Origin of the sequence: Streptomyces sp. sk2.1, assembly GCF_008120935.1 — a bacterium.
GTDB lineage: Bacteria > Actinomycetota > Actinomycetes > Streptomycetales > Streptomycetaceae > Streptomyces.
On record NZ_RDBO01000077.1, the window covers coordinates 1,168,051 to 1,185,623 of the forward strand.

Sequence of the window (17,573 nt, forward strand, 5' to 3'; positions counted from 1 at the left end):
CCGCCCACCGTCCCCAGCGACGACCCCGCCGACCGACGAGGCGACACCCTCCTCGACCTGGTCCCGGCCGACGGCAACCGCCCCTACGACATGCACAAGGTCATCGAGGAACTCGTCGACGACGGCGACTACCTCGAGGTCCACGAGCGCTGGGCCCGCAACATCGTCTGCGCCCTGGCCCGGATGGACGGCCAGGTCGTCGGGATCGTGGCCAACCAGCCGCAGTCCCTGGCCGGTGTCCTGGACATCGAGGCGTCCGAGAAGGCCGCCCGCTTCGTCCAGATGTGTGACGCGTTCAATCTGCCGATCGTGACCCTGCTCGACGTGCCCGGCTTTCTGCCCGGCGTCGACCAGGAGCACGGCGGGATCATCCGGCACGGGGCGAAGCTGCTGTACGCGTACTGCAACGCGACCGTGCCGAGGATCTCGCTGATCCTGCGCAAGGCGTACGGAGGTGCGTACATCGTCATGGACAGCCAGTCCATCGGTGCGGACCTGACGTACGCCTGGCCGACCAACGAGATCGCGGTGATGGGCGCGGAGGGTGCGGCGAACGTCATCTTCCGTCGGCAGATCGCCGACGCCGAGGACCCGGAGGCCATGCGCCGGCGCATGGTCAAGGAGTACAAGGCCGAGCTGATGCACCCGTACTACGCGGCCGAACGTACATCGTCATGGACAGCCAGTCTACATCGTCATGGACAGCCAGTCCATCGGTGCGGACCTGACGTACGCCTGGCCGACCAACGAGATCGCGGTGATGGGCGCGGAGGGTGCGGCGAACGTCATCTTCCGTCGGCAGATCGCCGACGCCGAGGACCCGGAGGCCATGCGCCGGCGCATGGTCAAGGAGTACAAGGCCGAGCTGATGCACCCGTACTACGCGGCCGAACGCGGACTGGTCGACGACGTCATCGACCCCGCCGAGACCCGCGAGGTCCTGATCGCCTCGCTCGCCATGCTCCGCAACAAGCACGCCGACCTGCCGTCCCGCAAGCACGGCAACCCCCCGCAGTAGTCCGCAAGAGCACGCAGCACCGCTGCCGAGCCCGCGAAGACCTGCCGAGAAGACGGAGAAACAACCCATGAGCACTGCTGCCGAGTCCGTGCTGCGAGTCGAGAAGGGTCTCGCCGACCCCGAGGAGCTGGCCGCGATAACCGCGGTCCTGCTCGCCCGCGCAGCCGCCCAGCCCGCCGCGGCCCCCGCCCACCGGGGTCGCAGCACCGCCGGATGGCGCCGCCTGGAGCGCACGCCGGGCTTCCGCGCCCCGCACTCCTGGCAGGGCTGACAGGACGCTTCCACGCGTGAGGCCCCGCACTCCTCCGGGAGTGCGGGGCCTCACGCGTGCACGCGGTCCCCGGGACGTTCCGTGAAGTGCCCCCGAAACGGTTCCGTCCCCGGTCCGGGGCGGGCACGGGAGCGGGCCCGCCCCGGACCGGGGACGGCTTCGGGAGGTCCTGCCGACCGGCTAGCGGAGTCGTGCCATGAGGGCGTGCTCCACGAGCGTGATCAGCGCACTCTTGGCGTCCGCGCGGTGCCGCGCGTCCGTCGTCAGGATCGGCGTGTCGGGGCCGATCTGGAGTGCTTCGCGGACCTCGTCGGGGGTGTAGGGCTGGTGTCCGTCGAAGCCGTTGAGGGCGATGACGAAGGGGAGCCCGCTGTTCTCGAAGTAGTCGACGGCGGGGAAGCAGTCGGCGAGACGGCGGGTGTCGACGAGGACGACGGCGCCGATGGCGCCGCGGACCAGGTCGTCCCACATGAACCAGAAGCGGTCCTGTCCGGGCGTACCGAAGAGGTACAGGATCAGGTCCTGGTCCAGGGTGATGCGACCGAAGTCCATCGCCACCGTGGTGGTGGTCTTGTCCCCGGTGTGCGTCAGGTCGTCGATGCCCGCGGACGCGGACGTCATCACGGCTTCGGTGCGCAGCGGGTTGATCTCCGAGACGGCACCGACGAACGTGGTCTTACCCACGCCGAAGCCCCCTGCCACCACGATCTTCGCCGAGGTAGTGGAGCGGGCTGCTCCGCCGCTAGAGCTTGCGAAGTCCACTGAGCACCCTTTCGAGCAGTGTCACATCTGGCTGGCCGCCGGCGGACTCGTTGCCGCCGGGCTGATGGATAGCGACGAGTCCGGCCTCGGCCAGGTCGGCTACGAGGATCCGGGCAACGCCGAGCGGGATCGAGAGCAGTGCCGAAATCTCGGCGACCGACTTGATCTCGAAGCACAGCCGGCAGATCCGCTGGTGCTCGGGCAACTGCCCTTGCAGCCGGGACGGATCAGCCGTGGTACTGACCAACGCCTCAATGGCGAGTTGGTAGCGCGGTCGGGTCCGGCCGCCTGTCATGGCGTACGGACGGACCAGAGGATTGTGCGCGGCGGGCGTGGCCGGTTCGGGTGCCTGCCGCGGCTGCACGGGCTGAATACGGGGGGCCTGGGGCGCGTCGTAGCGGTGGGGGCGCTGCGAGGGCCACCCGGGGGCCTGCTGGGTTCCCTGCGGCGGCTGCTGGGGCTGCTGCGGCTGCCGGTAGGGCTGCTGGGCGCCCTGTCCGCTGGGTGCGGAGGGGAAGTTGAACCGGTTGTCCCCGTGCTCACCCGATACGTTCCGGCCACCGTCGTACTGACGTCCGCCTGGGGGTGTTGTCACGATTCCTCCTCCGCCTGCCGGTCCCGATCCCAGTGGGTCCGCGCCACCGCACTTTATGGTGCGGTGGCGCGAAACGCACTGTCTGTCTATTAGTTAAGAAGACTTCCTTGAAGTTCGGCGCGGAGGTCCGGGGTCAGGACGCTGCCCGCACGGTCGACGAGAAGGGCCATTTCGTACCCGACCAGGCCGATGTCGGCGTCCGGGTGGGCGAGGACGGCCAGCGAGGAACCGTCCGAGATGGACATGATGAAGAGAAATCCCCGCTCCATCTCCACGACCGTCTGATTCACGGCGCCGCCCTCGAAGATGCGGGAGGCGCCCGCGGTCAGCGAGGTCAGGCCGGAGGCGACGGCCGCCAGCTGGTCGGCGCGGTCGCGGGGGAATCCCTCGGACATGGCCAGCAGGAGTCCGTCGGCGGAGACCACCACCGTGTGGGACACCCCGGGGGTGTTGTCCACGAAGTTGGTGATCAACCAGTTCAGATTCTGCGCCGCCTGGCTCATCGGGCTCACACTAACGCTCCTGGTCGTAGGTATTACTGTCGTCCGAACCCGCGCTGCGTCCCCGGAGTACGCCCCGCCGCAGGTTGCTCAACCTGCCGCGGACGTCCTCGGGGGCGCGGGAAACCTGAGGGCCGCCCTGCTGGGTCTGCTCAGCCGTGCCCTCGACCAGATTGGCCTTGGGCACCCGCCGGGGGAGACCGGACGGGGTGACCCCGCCCGCCTTCGGATCCCGGAGCTTCTCGGCCCGCTCCCAGCGCTCGTCGTTCGCGGAGCGCCAGTCGTCGGCACCGTCACCGTTCTGCTGCGCGGGCGACGGCTGCGGCGGCAGTTCCTCCTGCTGTCGCGGCTGCCGCTGCGCGGCGGGCCGGCCGTTGCCGCGGCCGGTGGGCTGCCAGTGCTGCTGACCGCCCCGGCGCGGCAGACCGGCGTCGGTCAGCTCGTGGCCGGAGTTCGGGGTGGGCCCCGGACGGTCGAAGCCTACGCTCTGCGGCGGCTCGGCGGGGAGGCTCGGCGCAGATTCCGTTTCCACCTGGGCCGACGGGTCGTACGGGCCCTGGTGGGCACCCTGGTTCGACCAGTCCTCCTGGTGGGGCGGAGGAGCGAACTGCTCCCCGTGGGGCGGCTGGGTGGTTTCGCCGACGGCATATGCGGCTTCCGCATGACCGTCGGGCAGGCCCTGACCGGGCGGCTCGGCGAAGCCCGCGTCACCGCGGTAGGGGTCGTAGCCGCCCTCGTACGGAGCCTGGCCGTACTGGTCCTGCTGCTGGGCCCGGCCGTACTGATCCTGTTGCGGGGCCTGCTGCTCGTACCGCTCCTGCTCGTACCGCTGCTCCGGCTCGTACTGCTCCTGCCGGGACTCCTGGGCGTAGCCGTTCGCCGGGTACTGGCCCTCGGCGTACTGCCCCTGCGGGAACTGCGGGTGCTCGCCGGCCGTCTGCGCCCCCAGCGCCGCCCGGCGCTCCTCGCGCATCAGGGAACGGCCCACCGGGTCCAGCTGCGCCGCTCCCGCCGGGTGCTGCTCGTAGCGCGAGTCGTCGAAGCCGAGCTCCGCCGCCGTGCGCATCCCGGCCTGGGGCTGCTGCTCGAAGCCCTGCTGCTCCGGAATGATCGAGGAGACCGTGAAGTCGTCCGACGCGGGGTCCGGCTCGCCACCGCCGCCGTGGGTGATGGCGTCCGGCAGCATGACCAGCGACGTGGTCCCGGCCTGTTCGCCCGAGGGACGCAGCTGGACCCGGATGCCGTGCCGGTCGGCGAGCCGACCGACCACGAACAGACCCATCCGCTGGGACACCGCGGCGTCCACGGTCGGCGGGTTGGCCAGTTTGTGGTTGATGTCGGCGAAGTCCTCGCCGGTGAGACCGATGCCCTTGTCGTGGATCTCGATCATCACGCGGCCGTCGGGCAGCCGGGTGGCGGTGACCCGCACCTTGGTCTGCGGCGAGGAGAAGGTGGTGGCGTTCTCCAGCAGCTCGGCCAGCAGGTGCACGAGGTCGGTGACGGACTGGCCGTGGATCTCGGTCTCCGGTACCCCGGAGAGCTCGATGCGCTCGTACGACTCCACCTCGGACGAGGCGGCCCGCAACACGTCGACCAGCGGGACCGGCTGGTTCCAGCGGCGCCCCGGCTCCTCGCCGGCGAGGACGAGGAGGTTCTCGCCGTTGCGGCGCATGCGGGTGGCCAGGTGGTCCAGACGGAAGAGGTTCTCCAGCTGGTCCGGGTCGGCCTCGTTGTTCTCCAGGTCGGTGATGAGGGTCAGCTGGCCCTCGATCAGCGACTGGTTGCGGCGCGAGAGGTTGGTGAAGATCGCGTTGACGTTGCCCCGCAGCATGGCCTGCTCGGCGGCGAGCCGGACGGCCTCGCGGTGCACCTGGTCGAAGGCGCGGGCGACCTCGCCGATCTCGTCGTGGCTGTCGATCGGGATCGGCTGCACGCGGGTGTCCACCCGGCCCGGATCGGCCCGGGAGAGCTGGTCGACCAGGGCCGGCAGCCGCTGCTCGGCGATGCCGAAGGCGGCGGTGCGCAGCCGGCGCATCGAGCGGCTCATCTGCCGGGCCATGAGGCCGGCCAGGACGAAGGCGGCCAGCAGGGAGACGAGCACGACGGCGGCGTTCACGAAGGCGTCGGTCCTGGCGTCGGAGGAGATCTCCGCCGCCTCGGTCACGGCCTTGTCGACGAGCTCGTTCTCGACCGTGGCGTAGCCGTCGAACTTGGCCGTGGCGGCGGCCATCCAGGTCTCCGGCGTGATGCCCTTCTCGGCCAGCTTCTCGGGCGACTTGCCCTGGGAGATCTGCTCGGCCATGCCGTCGAAGACGGAACCGTCGATGCTGGGCGGGGCCACGAACGGCACACCGGTGGCGTCGGCCTGTTCCTTGGCCTTCTTCAGCTTCGCGTTGCCCTCGTCGGCCTTGGCGGCCAGCACCTGCTTCAGCTGGGAGGCGTCCTCCTCCTTGGCACCGGAGGTGAACTCGCCCAGGGCGACGTCCTCCAGGTAGTTGTACGAACCGAAGGCCTTGACCTGGGCGTCGAACGTGGCGCTCTTCTGGCTCGGCCGCACCAGAAGGTGCATGCCGATGGAGCGCTGAAGCGATTCTGCAGCCTTGGCGAGCTCCAGCGCGTAGACCGAACGGCCGTAGCTGGTGATGTTGCCGGTGCCCAGCCCCAGCTCGTTGCTGAACTCCATCAGCGAGTGCTGGACCTTGACGTAGCCCTCCTCCGTCTTCACCGGGTCCATGGCCTCGGCGAAGGCGGCCTTGCGCAGCTCGGGAAGGGTGGGCTCCTCCAGTCGGAAGAGCCTCAGCCGTCGCTCCAGGCCCTCCGTCCTCGGCATGCCCTTGACGGCCTCGTCGAACTTGACGGCAGCGTTGTCCGTGGTGGCCCGGGCCTCCGAGACGACGGCGGCGTCGCGCTTGTTCGACAGCAGCGGCTGGGCGGAGAGGTCCCGCTCGTCGAGCAGCGCCTGACCGTACTCGGCGGCGGCGCGCACGACCAGCGCGGTCTTCTCGGCGTCCTCGGCCTCGCGCCAGGTGTCGATCGAGCCCTTCACCTGGAAACCGCCCATGACCAGGCCGACCAGGACCGGAATCAGGAGAATGGCGTTCAGCCGGGTGGGCACACGCCAGTTGCGGGGCGCCAGACGGCTGGTGCTGCCGCCGGACACCGCCGCATCGGCGGACGGCGTCGCGGCGGGCGTCGGCGGAGTGAAATTGCCCCGCTCCTGCTGCGCCGTGGCGCCCTCGTTGCTTCGCCTCACTCGACCAACAACCTCTCGGCGTCGGCACCTACGCTGTGCCGTGTTTCGTTCAGGGTCGTACTACTCCGGAGTTCGACGAATTCCAGCACGGGGACCGGTCGCGTTCCAAACAGTCGGAACCTGTCATTCCGAGTGGCACAGACCTCGGATAAAACGGACATAAACAACGAGCCCCGTCAAAAGGCGGGGCTCATGTGAGCGCAGCGACACCACTCGGATGCGTCCGGTGTCGAACGCGGAGCAATTCTCTGTCGAAACGTTATGAATACGGGGGCGGATCGTGTCAAAGGACACAGTCCACCCCCGTTTGACTACGGCAACTGCCGTACGGAAATACCGACTTGCGCCTACTTGAGTCGTGCCATGAGGGCGTGCTCCACGAGCGTGATCAGACCGCTCTTGGCGTCCGCGCGGTGCCGGGCGTCCGTCGTGATGATCGGCGTGTCGGGGCCGATCTGGAGTGCTTCGCGGACCTCGTCGGGGGTGTAGGGCTGGTGTCCGTCGAAGCCGTTGAGGGCGATGACGAAGGGGAGCCCGCTGTTCTCGAAGTAGTCGACGGCGGGGAAGCAGTCGGCGAGACGGCGGGTGTCGACGAGGACGACGGCGCCGATGGCGCCGCGGACCAGGTCGTCCCACATGAACCAGAAGCGGTCCTGTCCGGGCGTACCGAAGAGGTACAGGATCAGGTCCTGGTCCAGGGTGATGCGACCGAAGTCCATCGCGACGGTCGTCGTCGTCTTGCCACCGGTGTGCGTCAGGTCGTCGATGCCCGCGGACGCGGACGTCATCACGGCCTCGGTGCGCAACGGGTTGATCTCCGAGACGGCACCGACGAACGTGGTCTTGCCCACGCCGAAGCCCCCGGCCACCACGATCTTCGCCGAGGTGGTGGCGCGGGCCGCACCGCCGCTAGAGCTTGCGAAGTCCACTGAGCACCCTTTCGAGCAGTGTCACGTCCGGCGCGCCGCCGGCCTCTCCGTTGCCCGGCTGGTGAATGGCCACCATGCCGGCTTCCGCCAGGTCCGCGACGAGGATCCGGGCCACCCCGAGCGGCATCGACAGCAGGGCCGAGACCTCGGCCACCGACTTGACCTCACGGCAGAGGTGGCAGATCCGCTGGTGCTCGGGGAGCAGCGTCCCCAGGTGCGCGGGGTCGGCCGTGGTGGATACCAGCGCCTCTATGGCGAGCTGGTAACGCGGCCGGGTCCGGCCACCGGTCATGGCGTACGGGCGGACCAGTGGCTGGTCGCCTTCACCGTCGTACGACGCATGGTTCAGCGCGCCGTACGGGTCGGGTGAGGCGGGTGGCGGGGTCATGAATCCTCCGGGCGTGACAGCAGTTCGTCTTGCCGTCTGAAGGGGCCGGTGGGGGGCTCTAAGCGGCCGGACGGGCGAGGGATGAGGGCATGGACTGGGTCGATCGAATCTGTCATCGGTCCGTGGCCGCCTAATGGAGCAGGCTGCCCTGGAGCTCGGCGCGGAGGTCGGGGGTGAGGACGGTGCCCGCGCGGTCGACCAGCAGGGCCATCTCGTACCCGACCAGGCCGATGTCGGCGTCCGGGTGGGCGAGGACGGCCAGCGAGGAACCGTCCGAGATGGACATGAGGAAGAGGAAGCCGCGCTCCATCTCCACCACGGTCTGACTGACGGCGCCGCCCTCGAAGATGCGGGAGGCGCCCGCGGTCAGCGAGGTCAGGCCGGAGGCGACGGCCGCCAGCTGGTCGGCGCGGTCGCGGGGGAATCCTTCGGACATGGCCAGCAGGAGTCCGTCGGCGGAGACCACCACCGTGTGGGACACCCCGGGGGTGTTGTCCACGAAGTTGGTGATCAGCCAGTTCAGATTCTGCGCGGCCTGACTCATCGGGCTCAACTAACGCTCCTGCTGGTGAGTGGGGCCGAGTGGGAAACTGCCGGTCGACTGGTTGTTGTTGTTGGCCTGTCGACCCTGCTGGATGCCCCGGCGGAGATTGGTCAACCGCCCGCGCACGTCGTCGGGCGCGCGTGAGACCTGGGGGCCGGACTGGTGGTTCTGCTGCTGGGCGGTACCCGGCACCAGGTTGGCGCGGGGCACACGGCGCGGAAGTCCGGAGGTGGTGACTCCGCCTGCCGCGGGCTTCTTGACCCGCTCCGCCTGCCGCACGAGTTCGTCGTTCGGCGAGGGACGCCAGGTGGTCGTGGCCCCGGTGTCCTCCGCGCCGGAGCGCGGCGCCTCGGGAGCGGACCGCTCCGGGGCCGGCCGCTGCGGGAGGGACGCGGACGCCTGCGGTTCGGGGGCCTGCTGCGGCTCGGGAGCCTGCTGCGGGCTGTGGAACCAGTTGGTCTCCAGGGTGTCGTACAGCGGTGTACGACCGTCCCCGGGATCGGCCGCCGGAGGCAGCGCCTCGGCCTGCGGCTGCGGCGGCAGGACCGGACGGTACTGCGTGTCGTCCGCGGACGGGCGCGGGGCGCCGAAGTCCGACTCGCCCTCGGGACCGCGCCGCAGCGGGGCGTCCAGGCCCTGCGGCTGGGCGGGCTGGGGCTGTCCGTAGCCGGGGCGGGCGAACTGTCCGGTGCTCGCCGGGTCCTGCGGGGTCTGGGCCGCGAAGTCGGGGCGGGCGAACTGCCCGGTACCGGTCGGGTCCTGCGGGGCCGGGGCGGAGAAGTCCGGACGGGCGAAYTGYSCGGTGCTCGCCGGGTCCTGCGGGGTCTGGGCCGCGAAGTCSGGGCGGGCGAACTGCCCGGTRCCSGTCGGGTCCTGCGGGGCCGGGGCGGAGAAGTCCGGACGGGCGAACTCGGCGGTGGAGCCGGGGCCCTCCCGGTCGTCCATGGTCGGCCGCGAGGGCAGCGGCGGGCTCATCGGCCGCTGGAACTGGCCGGTGGACTCGGGCTCCTCGTGGCCGCGCGGGGCGTCCGGCCGGCCGAGACGCGGCGCGGACGACTCCTCGGCACCCCAACTGGTGGTCTGCGGGCGCTGCGGGGCGGGGTTGCCGCCGGGCAGCTCGGCACGCGGACCGCCGGCCGGTCCGGGTGGCTTCCAGCGCCCCGGTGGCCAGGACGAGCCCGGTCTCCGGCTGCCCCCGGCCGGCGGTCCGCGTGCCGAGCTGCCCGGCGGCAACCCCGCCCCGCAGCGCCCGCAGACCACCAGTTGGGGTGCCGAGGAGTCGTCCGCGCCGCGTCTCGGCCGGCCGGACGCGGGCGGGGGCGTTGCGGTCCTGGCCCGGACCCTGGCGGTTCTGGCCGAACAGGTCGGGACGGCCCGACTCCGCGAGACCCGCGCCGTCGCCCTGGCCGCGGCCACCGGCCCTGGCGCCGCCGAAGGCACCGGCGAGGCCGCCGCCCTGACGCTGCGGCGGTTCCTGCCGGAAGACGTCCTGCGGACCGGTGCCGGGGGCCTGCCGCCCCTGCTGGCGGCCGCCGCCGACATCGCGAGAGGGCAGTGCGGCACGCGGCGTGGAGCCCGAACCGACCTGGCCGCGCGAGGCACCGGGCCCCGAGGGGGCACCGCCGATGCCGGGACGCGAACCGGCGTTCGCCCCCGGGGCGCCGCCGCCGAGCAGACCGGCGGGAGCGCCGGACTGCTGCCCGGGGCCCTGCTTGGGAAGCGGCTGCTTGCCGCCGTGCGCGACGTCGACCGGCAGCATGACCAGCGCGGTCGTCCCACCGGAGTCGGAGGGCCGCAGCTGGATCCGGATGCCGTGACGCAGGGACAGCCGGCCGACCACGAACAGACCCATGCGGCGGGAGACCGAGACGTCCACGGTGGGCGGCGAGGCGAGCCGCTCGTTGATCGCGGCGAGGTCCTCGGGGGAGAGGCCGATGCCGGTGTCGTGGATCTCGACGAGCACCCGCCCGTCGGGCAGCGCGTGACCGGTGACCCGGACCTTCGTCTGCGGGGAGGAGAACGAAGTGGCGTTCTCCAGCAGCTCGGCGAGCAGGTGCACGAGGTCGTTGACGACGCGGCCGGCGACCTCGGTCGCGGGCACCGCCGCCAGTTCGATGCGCTCGTACTGCTCCACCTCGGAGGCGGCGGCACGGAGCACGTCGACCAGCGGGACGGGACGGGTCCACCGGCGGCCCGGCTCCTCGCCCGCGAGGACGAGGAGGTTCTCGCCGTTCCGGCGCATGCGGGTCGCGAGGTGGTCGAGCTTGAACAGCGAGGAGAGCTGGTCCGGGTCGGCCTCGCGCGACTCCAGTTCGGAGATGAGCGAGAGCTGACGCTGGATGAGGCCCTGGCTGCGGCGCGAGAGGTTGGTGAACATCGCGTTGACGTTGCCCCGGAGCAGGGCCTGCTCGGCGGCGAGGCGGACGGCCTCGCGGTGCACGTCGTCGAAGGCCGCGGCCACCTTGCCGATCTCGTCCCGGGAGTGCACACCGACCGACTCGACCGAGGTGTCCACGTCCTGCGGGTCGGCCTCGGAGAGCTGCTTGACGAGCTCGGGCAGCCGGTCCTGGGCGACGCGGGTGGCCGTGTCCTGGAGCCGCCGCAGCGAGCGGATCATCGACCGGGCGACGACGAAGGCGCCGACCAGCGAGACGCCGAGCACGAGCAGGATGAGCGCACCGCTGATGATCGCTTCGCGCTTCGACTCGTCGCGGAGCTCGCGGGCCTTGCCCTCCATGTCGCTGAGGAGGGTCTCCTCGATGGTCTTCATCGCCTGGATCTTGGTCGAGCTCTGGTCGTACCAGTCCAGGTAGGAGCGCCGTGCCGTGCCGTCCATGCCGGTGGAGCTGGTCAGCACCTTCCGGGCGTAGGCGTTGGCGGCCTTGATCTCCGGGTTGCCCTCGTCCAGCGTGGAGGTCAGTTCCTCGGCGTTGTTGCCGGTCGCGCCGTACACCGCCTTGAAGGAACGGAGCGCCGCGGCCTCCTTGCCCTGCGCGGACTCACCGAACTGCCGGTCGTTCGGGTCGAGGTGCGGCTGCTTGTCGTTGCCGCCGGGCAGCGCCGCGGCGATGATCGCCCGCTGGACGGAGGCGTACTCCTTGGCGGAGGAGAAGGCCGCCAGCGCCCGGGTCCGCTTGATCATCTCGGAGTTGCTGGTCGCCTGCGCCATGTCCTGCGAGAGGCTCAGCAGCGAGGAGATCAGCTGGCTGTACTTGTCGACGGTCGAGAGGCTCGGGGCGCCCTTGACGTAGGCCGTCTTGCGGATCTCCCGGATCTCGGCCAGCTGGCCCGCGATCTGGTTGACGCTGGCGTAGATGCCCTCCAGGGCGTCGTCACCGGAGGGGTCGCCGATCGAGGTCGTCGCGTCGAGGAAGGCGGTCTTGGCCCGGTCGGTCTTCTTGCGGGGGTCGGTGACCTTGAAGTCGTCGGCCTTCACGCCGTTGGCCAGCGGACCGGCCGAACGGTCGCGCTCCTCCTGGAGCGCCTGGGCGAGCGAGGTCGCCTGCTTGGTCATCCTGGTCAGCAGCTGCATGTGGTCCAGCTGCTGGATGTCGTTCATCGAGTCGTTGATCCGCAGACCGCCGAGCGTGGTCGCGGCGACCACGGGGAGGGCGAGCAGGGAGACCAGACGGGTGCTGATGCGCCAGTTGCGGAGGGCCATGCGCGAGCCGCTGCCGGTGGCAGCCTGGGACTTGGTCGAGGGGGCGGCGTCGGCACCGCCCTCGGCCGTGGCACCGGGGTTCCGGGCGTGGTCGGCGCTGTCACCGGCTGCGGCCGGTCCGGGGTTCTGGGCGTGCTGGGGCGAGGAACCGCGGTCGGTCCCGCCGTGCGGCTCCTGCTCCGCCGCAGCGCTGCCATCCCTCTTGAAACGTCCCTGCACTAGCGTCGCAACCTCTGGACCAGGCGTTCCGTCGCACGAGGCGGTGGAACGGTGTCGGCGTCGTGGAGCGTCGTACCCGCCCCATGGTGGTCATGAGTGGCCGGCGTCCTTCCCCTTTCCGCCGTCACTCGGCGCTGTGTTGCGCCCCCTGCGCGCCGGTTTGAAACCTGCGGCGGTGCGTGGAATTCCAGCACAGTGCCGGATCTCCAACAAGGGCCCCCTGCCCGCCCGGGACCTGGGTGACACATTGTGATGAATGAGTAACGAGCAGTGGAGCGTGATCATGGATGAATGTATTGATTACGGACAGAACGGCGAGTGGTGACAGGTGTCCCAGTCGGCATGATCAGGAGCGGAATAGATCATTCAGTGATGTAATGTCCGTTTCGAGCGTGGCGATTTGACGCCCGAAATAGGGCATTTTTCGGAGCGGCCGTGAGCAAACTCACATGATGATCGCCGTCTCTTCCGGGCTCCCGGAGGGAATTGGATGTTTAGCCTGACGCTTTACAGGGATGGCAAATCCGACAACCGGCGCCCCTCCGGGCGGCGCCCGTACCGACAGGGTCCGAACGGCAGATGAAGAAGACGACGATGTTCCGCAACATTGCCAACCCCCGCCGCACCACGCTGGCGCACCTCAAGGACGCCGAGGGCCTGGGAACGCCGGAACTGCGGGAGCACGCCGTCGACCTGCCGAACCAGACGGCCAACCCCCGCCGCACCATCCTCATGGAGGCCCCGGCCCCCGTCGCGGCCCCGGAATAGACCGGACGGGCCGACCCGGCACGGGCGCGCGGGGCCCCTCCCCGGGTGGACCCGCGCCCGCGCCGTCCGGTCCTCCCCGCGCCGCCCCGTACCCGCGGCACCGTCCCGTACCGGCCCCCGCGCGTCCGCGCCGGGGCTCCTCGCGGCCTGCGCCCGTACGCGCCGGGCGGCGCCCGCCACCGGGCGGACTCCGCCGGGCGAGGCGATAGCCTGAAGTGTCAGTCTTCAGCCAGCCAGCAAGTGAGGGGCGACAGCATCCCGTGCGCATCGCCAGGTTCTCCATCGACGGCAATGTCGCCTTCGGCGCCGTGGAGGGCGACGGGCCCGACGGTCTCGTCCTCGACATCATCAAGGGCATCCCGTACGCCGAATTCGAGCTCTCCGGCACCAAGGTCCCGCTGAGCAAGGTCCGCCTCCTGCCGCCCGTGCTCCCCAACAAGGTCGTGGCCATCGGCCGCAACTACGCGGAGCACGCCAAGGAGCTGGGCAACGAGGTACCGGACGTCCCCGTCGCCTTTTTCAAGCCCACCACCTCGGTGATCGGCTCCGGCGACGCCATCGAGTACCCCTCCTTCTCCCAGGAGCTCCACCACGAGGCCGAACTGGCCGTGGTCATCGGCCGCATGTGCCGGGAAGTGCCGCGCGAGCGCGTGAAGGACGTCATCTTCGGCTACACCTGCGCCAACGACGTCACCGCCCGCGACGCCCAGAAGCGGGAGAAGCAGTGGGCACGGGCCAAGGGCTTCGACACGTCCTGCCCGCTCGGCCCCTGGGTGGAGACCGACCTCGACCCCGGTGACCTGACCATTCAGGCGACGGTCAACGGCGAGCAACGCCAACTGGGCCGCACGAGCGAGATGATCCGCTCGATCGAGGACCTGGTCGTCCACATCACGGAAGCCATGACGCTGCTCCCGGGCGACGTGATCCTCACCGGCACTCCCGCAGGGGTCGGACCCCTCCACGTCGGCGACGAGGTCGCCGTCACCATCGAAGGCATCGGCACTCTCACCAACAAGGTGATCAAGCGTGGCTAACGCACCTGTACGCGTCCGTTTCTGTCCCTCGCCGACCGGCAACCCCCACGTGGGCCTGGTCCGCACCGCCCTGTTCAACTGGGCCTTCGCCCGGCACCACGGCGGCACCCTGGTCTTCCGCATCGAGGACACGGACGCCGCCCGTGACTCCGAGGAGTCCTACGAGCAGCTCCTGGACTCCATGCGCTGGCTCGGCTTCGACTGGGACGAGGGCCCCGAGATCGGCGGCCCGCACGCCCCGTACCGCCAGTCGCAGCGCATGGACATCTACAAGGACGTCGCCGACAAGCTCCTGGCCGGCGGGTACGCGTACCACTGCTACTGCACCACCGAGGAGCTGGACACCCGCCGCGACGCCGCCCGCGCCGCCGGGAAGCCCTCCGGCTACGACGGCCACTGCCGCGAGCTGAGCGCCGAGCAGATCGCCGCGTACGAGGCCGAGGGCCGCACCTCCATCGTCCGCTTCCGGATGCCCGACGAGTCGATCACCTTCACCGACCTGGTCCGCGGCGAGCTGACCTTCCAGCCGGAGAACGTCCCGGACTACGGCATCGTCCGCGCCAACGGCGCCCCGCTGTACACGCTGGTCAACCCGGTCGACGACGCGCTGATGGAGATCACGCACGTCCTGCGCGGCGAGGACCTGCTCTCCTCCACCCCGCGCCAGATCGCCCTCTACAAGGCGCTCATCGAGCTGGGCATCGCCAAGGACACCCCCGCCTTCGGTCACCTGCCGTACGTCATGGGCGAGGGCAACAAGAAGCTCTCCAAGCGCGACCCGCAGGCCTCGCTCAACCTCTACCGCGAGCGCGGCTTCGTGCCCGAGGGGCTGCTCAACTACCTCTCCCTGCTGGGCTGGTCCATCGCCGAGGACCGGGACATCTTCTCCGTCGACGAGATGGTGGCCGCGTTCGACATCAAGGACGTCAACGCCAACCCGGCGCGCTTCGACCTGAAGAAGTGCGAGCACGTCAACGCCGAGCACATCCGCCGGATGGACGTGAAGGCGTTCACCGAGGCCTGCGGCCCCTGGCTGAAGGCCCCGTTCGCCCCGTGGGCCCCGGAGTCCTTCGACGCGGCGCAGTTCGCGGAGATCGCCCCGCACGCGCAGACCCGCGTCACGGTCCTCTCGGACATCACGGCCAACGTCGACTTCCTCTTCCTCGACGAGCCGGCGACGGACGAGGCGTCCTGGAACAAGGCGATGAAGGAGGGCTCCGACGCCCTGCTCACCACGGCCCGCGCCGAGCTGGCCGACGCCGAGTGGAACGCCGAGGCCCTGAAGAACGCCGTCCTCACGGCGGGCGAGGAGCACGGCCTCAAGCTCGGCAAGGCCCAGGCGCCGGTCCGCGTCGCGGTCACCGGCCGCACGATCGGCCTGCCGCTCTTCGAGTCCCTGGAGATCCTGGGCCGCGAGAAGACCCTGGCCCGCGTCGACGCGGCCCTGGCGAAGCTCGCCGCGTAACCCGGGAGCACCGGAACGCGCCCGCGGGAGGGGGGCGGACGGCCATCACGGCCGTCCGCCCCCTCCCGCCGTTTCCGCGCCCTCCTCGTCCGGGGGACGGGCCCATACGCTGGGCCGCATGACGATCCGCGCGGTCCTCTGGGACATCGACGACACGATCTTCGACCACACCGGCGCCGACCGCGCCGGAATGCGCGAGCACCTCGAACAGGAGGGCCTGCCCGAGGGACACGAGTCCGTCGGGCGGGCCCTCGCCGTATGGCGGGAGCTCACCGAGGCGCACTGGGCGCGGTTCGCGGCCGGGGAGACCGACTTCCAGGGGCAGCGCCGGGACCGGGTGCGGGAGTTCCTCTCGCGGCCGCTGACGGACGAGGAGGCCGACGACTGGTTCGGGCGGCATGCGATCCATTACGAGGCCGCCTGGCGGCTCTTCCCCGACGTGCTGCCCGTCCTGGACGAACTGGCGGGCGGGTTCCGGCACGCGATCCTGTCGAACTCCAGCATCCGCAACCAGGACCGGAAGCTGCGCACGCTCGGGGTGCGGGACCGGTTCGAGGCCGTGGTGTGCGCCGTGGAGCTGGGCGTCTCCAAGCCCGAGGCCGGCGCCTTCCATGCCGCGTGCGAGGCGATGGCCCTGGAGCCGGGGGAGGTCGCGTACGTGGGGGACGAGCCCGACATCGACGCCGCGGGGGCGGTCGCCGCCGGGCTGAAGGGGATCTGGCTGGACCGCAAGGAGCGGGGCGGACGACCCGAACTCCTCCGCATCGAGGGGCTCGACCAGCTGCCCGGGTTGCTGCTCGCCGATACCCGTTTTGGAGCGCCGGACACCTTCGGGTAATGTTCTTCCTGCGCCGCCCGAGAGGAACGGAAGAACCGAACGGGAAGCGCACGCCGAACAAAATCCCTTCCAGGGGTTGAGTTTTGGTGGGCTATGGTGTAATTGGCAACACTACGGTTTCTGGTACCGTCATTCTAGGTTCGAGTCCTGGTAGCCCAGCGCAGAAATGCAACAGCAGTAACAAGCCCCCGTTGTGTAGCGGCCTAGCACGCTGCCCTCTCACGGCAGTAGCGCCGGTTCGAATCCGGTCGGGGGTACAGATCCTTCCCGCGAGATCATCTGGGTCGCTCCCAAGATCTCGATGCAGGATCGCTAGGGCCCCCGTTGTGTAGCGGCCTAGCACGCTGCCCTCTCACGGCAGTAGCGCCGGTTCGAATCCGGTCGGGGGTACTTGTAACACCATGGGCTATGGTGTAATTGGCAACACTACGGTTTCTGGTACCGTCATTCTAGGTTCGAGTCCTGGTAGCCCAGCGCAGAAATGCAACAGCAATATCAAGCCCCCGTTGTGTAGCGGCCTAGCACGCTGCCCTCTCACGGCAGTAGCGCCGGTTCGAATCCGGTCGGGGGTACAACAGCAGGAAATGGAAGGGCCCTTCACTCCGGTGAAGGGCCCTTCCGCTCGTTCTCAGAGCCCGTACCGCCGTACCGACTCCTCCTCCTGAGCCATCCGGTGCAGGGACATCAGCAGCGGCTCGTAGAGCACCGCCGACGCGACGGCCGCCTCCACCTGCTCCTCCTCGGTGGGATACGTCTCCATCATGTCCAGGTTCTGGACGGCGACTTGATGCATCAGCCGGGCCTGCTCGGCCAGGTACTCGACGTCGCAGGGATAGCCGAGGCGGATCAGCGTGGCCACCGAGGACACCAGCGAGCGGTGGGTGGGGGACAAGGAGCCGATCTCCTGCGCCGTCGCCCAGTCGAGCCGCTCCAGGAGCCGCTCGACGACCTCCCGGGCGGCCGCCGTCTCCGGCGCCTCCTCGTCGGGCTCCGGGCCGTGCGGGAGCGCCCAGAGCGCGGCGCCCAGCCGGATCGTCCGCCCCAGGGACTCGTCCTCCACGTGGGAGAGGACCTCACGGACCGTGGCCACGGGCAGGCGTCCGACCTGGATCAGGGCCCGCACCAGGCGCAGCCGGCGCAGATGGTTCCCGTCGTACTCGGCCTGCGTGGCGCTGACCCGGTGGCCGGGGCGCAGCAGCCCCTCGCGCAGGTAGTACTTGATCGTCGCGGGTTTGACGCCGCTCTTCTCGCTCAGTTCCGAGAGCCGCATGTGTCGTGCCTTCCCTTGCGCCACCTCTTGGGCAGTGCCACTATCCAACCATTGG

At 70.1% G+C, this 17,573-nt stretch carries 13 protein-coding genes, 5 tRNA genes and 3 pseudogenes; 12 read left to right on the top strand and 9 right to left on the bottom strand.

All coding sequences use genetic code 11. The features are described 5' to 3' along the window. The 3 genes and pseudogenes from EAO76_RS32445 to EAO76_RS32455 form a co-directional block, all read left to right on the top strand. Nucleotides 1–654 (top strand): annotated as a pseudogene (locus tag EAO76_RS32445) (acyl-CoA carboxylase subunit beta); the annotation flags it as partial. A gap of 34 nt (nt 655–688) precedes the next feature. Further along, nucleotides 689–1,018, top strand: a pseudogene (locus EAO76_RS32450) (carboxyl transferase domain-containing protein); the annotation flags it as partial. Nucleotides 1,019–1,085: 67 nt separating this feature from the next. Continuing rightward, nucleotides 1,086–1,289, top strand: a complete 204-nt coding sequence (locus EAO76_RS32455) for an acyl-CoA carboxylase subunit epsilon (RefSeq protein ID WP_148839502.1) — start codon at nt 1,086–1,088, stop codon at nt 1,287–1,289. Nucleotides 1,290–1,469: 180 nt separating this feature from the next. On the opposite strand, the gene EAO76_RS32460 is transcribed toward EAO76_RS32455, so the two are convergent. The 8 genes and pseudogenes from EAO76_RS32460 to EAO76_RS32495 form a co-directional block, all read right to left on the bottom strand. Beyond that, complete coding sequence (locus EAO76_RS32460; protein ID WP_014048542.1) at nt 1,470–2,051, bottom strand: ATP/GTP-binding protein; 582 nt, start codon at nt 2,049–2,051, stop codon at nt 1,470–1,472. Next, a complete protein-coding gene (locus EAO76_RS32465) occupies nt 2,032–2,646 on the bottom strand; it encodes a DUF742 domain-containing protein (protein WP_148839504.1) in 615 nt (204 codons plus the stop codon). Before EAO76_RS32465 ends, EAO76_RS32460 begins: the two co-directional genes overlap by 20 nt. Nucleotides 2,647–2,735: 89 nt before the next feature. Next, nucleotides 2,736–3,149, bottom strand: a complete 414-nt coding sequence (locus EAO76_RS32470) for a roadblock/LC7 domain-containing protein (protein WP_006127847.1) — start codon at nt 3,147–3,149, stop codon at nt 2,736–2,738. A gap of 10 nt (nt 3,150–3,159) precedes the next feature. Further along, nucleotides 3,160–6,399: a nitrate- and nitrite sensing domain-containing protein gene (locus EAO76_RS32475; RefSeq protein WP_148839505.1), complete on the bottom strand. Its 3,240-nt coding sequence runs from the start codon at nt 6,397–6,399 to the stop codon at nt 3,160–3,162. Between the two features lie 347 nt (nt 6,400–6,746). After that, the gene (locus EAO76_RS32480) at nt 6,747–7,328 is read right to left on the bottom strand and encodes an ATP/GTP-binding protein (protein WP_072487286.1); all 582 of its coding nucleotides are present in this window, start codon (nt 7,326–7,328) and stop codon (nt 6,747–6,749) included. Further along, nucleotides 7,309–7,716: a DUF742 domain-containing protein gene (locus EAO76_RS32485; protein ID WP_148839506.1), complete on the bottom strand. Its 408-nt coding sequence runs from the start codon at nt 7,714–7,716 to the stop codon at nt 7,309–7,311. The genes EAO76_RS32480 and EAO76_RS32485 overlap by 20 nt, the downstream gene beginning before the upstream one ends. A 130-nt stretch (nt 7,717–7,846) precedes the next feature. Beyond that, nucleotides 7,847–8,260: a roadblock/LC7 domain-containing protein gene (locus tag EAO76_RS32490; protein WP_006127850.1), complete on the bottom strand. Its 414-nt coding sequence runs from the start codon at nt 8,258–8,260 to the stop codon at nt 7,847–7,849. Between the two features lie 9 nt (nt 8,261–8,269). After that, a pseudogene (locus EAO76_RS32495) lies at nt 8,270–12,140 on the bottom strand (nitrate- and nitrite sensing domain-containing protein). A 579-nt stretch (nt 12,141–12,719) separates the two neighbouring features. Between EAO76_RS32495 and EAO76_RS32500 the strand changes: the two are divergent. The 9 genes from EAO76_RS32500 to EAO76_RS32540 all read left to right on the top strand — a co-directional run bounded on the left by EAO76_RS32500 (nt 12,720) and on the right by EAO76_RS32540 (nt 16,820). After that, nucleotides 12,720–12,908 carry a hypothetical protein gene (locus EAO76_RS32500; protein WP_148839508.1) on the top strand — a complete coding sequence of 63 codons (189 nt, stop codon included), beginning with the start codon at nt 12,720–12,722 and terminating at the stop codon, nt 12,906–12,908. A 260-nt stretch (nt 12,909–13,168) separates the two neighbouring features. Continuing rightward, entirely contained in the window at nt 13,169–13,945 is a 777-nt protein-coding gene (locus tag EAO76_RS32505; protein WP_148839510.1) for a fumarylacetoacetate hydrolase family protein, read from the top strand. Then, nucleotides 13,938–15,410, top strand: a complete 1,473-nt coding sequence (gltX, locus tag EAO76_RS32510) for a glutamate--tRNA ligase (RefSeq protein ID WP_148839512.1) — start codon at nt 13,938–13,940, stop codon at nt 15,408–15,410. The genes EAO76_RS32505 and gltX overlap by 8 nt, the downstream gene beginning before the upstream one ends. Nucleotides 15,411–15,528: 118 nt before the next feature. Further along, nucleotides 15,529–16,248: an HAD family hydrolase gene (locus tag EAO76_RS32515; RefSeq protein ID WP_148839514.1), complete on the top strand. Its 720-nt coding sequence runs from the start codon at nt 15,529–15,531 to the stop codon at nt 16,246–16,248. Between the two features lie 87 nt (nt 16,249–16,335). Next, nucleotides 16,336–16,407: transfer RNA gene (locus tag EAO76_RS32520), tRNA-Gln, on the top strand. A 25-nt stretch (nt 16,408–16,432) separates the two neighbouring features. Beyond that, nucleotides 16,433–16,505: transfer RNA gene (locus EAO76_RS32525), tRNA-Glu, on the top strand. Nucleotides 16,506–16,565: 60 nt separating this feature from the next. Beyond that, a tRNA-Glu gene (locus tag EAO76_RS32530) sits at nt 16,566–16,638 on the top strand. A 12-nt stretch (nt 16,639–16,650) separates the two neighbouring features. After that, nucleotides 16,651–16,722 (top strand) — tRNA-Gln (locus EAO76_RS32535). Between the two features lie 25 nt (nt 16,723–16,747). Continuing rightward, nucleotides 16,748–16,820, top strand: a tRNA-Glu gene (locus EAO76_RS32540). A 56-nt stretch (nt 16,821–16,876) separates the two neighbouring features. Here the strand turns inward: EAO76_RS32540 and EAO76_RS32545 are convergent. Then, the gene (locus EAO76_RS32545; protein ID WP_148839516.1) at nt 16,877–17,518 is read right to left on the bottom strand and encodes a MerR family transcriptional regulator; all 642 of its coding nucleotides are present in this window, start codon (nt 17,516–17,518) and stop codon (nt 16,877–16,879) included. Nucleotides 17,519–17,573 lie beyond the last annotated feature (55 nt).

What these genes read in the sequence shown, in the direction of transcription:
- EAO76_RS32455 (WP_148839502.1), top strand. Translation starts at nt 1,086, where the DNA reads ATGAGCACTGCTGCCGAGTCCGTGCTGCGAGTCGAGAAGGGTCTCGCC.
- EAO76_RS32470 (WP_006127847.1), bottom strand. Translation starts at nt 3,149, where the DNA reads ATGAGCCAGGCGGCGCAGAATCTGAACTGGTTGATCACCAACTTCGTG.
- EAO76_RS32485 (WP_148839506.1), bottom strand. Translation starts at nt 7,716, where the DNA reads ATGACCCCGCCACCCGCCTCACCCGACCCGTACGGCGCGCTGAACCAT.
- EAO76_RS32490 (WP_006127850.1), bottom strand. Translation starts at nt 8,260, where the DNA reads ATGAGTCAGGCCGCGCAGAATCTGAACTGGCTGATCACCAACTTCGTG.
- EAO76_RS32500 (WP_148839508.1), top strand. Translation starts at nt 12,720, where the DNA reads ATGAAGAAGACGACGATGTTCCGCAACATTGCCAACCCCCGCCGCACC.
- EAO76_RS32515 (WP_148839514.1), top strand. Translation starts at nt 15,529, where the DNA reads ATGACGATCCGCGCGGTCCTCTGGGACATCGACGACACGATCTTCGAC.
- EAO76_RS32545 (WP_148839516.1), bottom strand. Translation starts at nt 17,518, where the DNA reads ATGCGGCTCTCGGAACTGAGCGAGAAGAGCGGCGTCAAACCCGCGACG.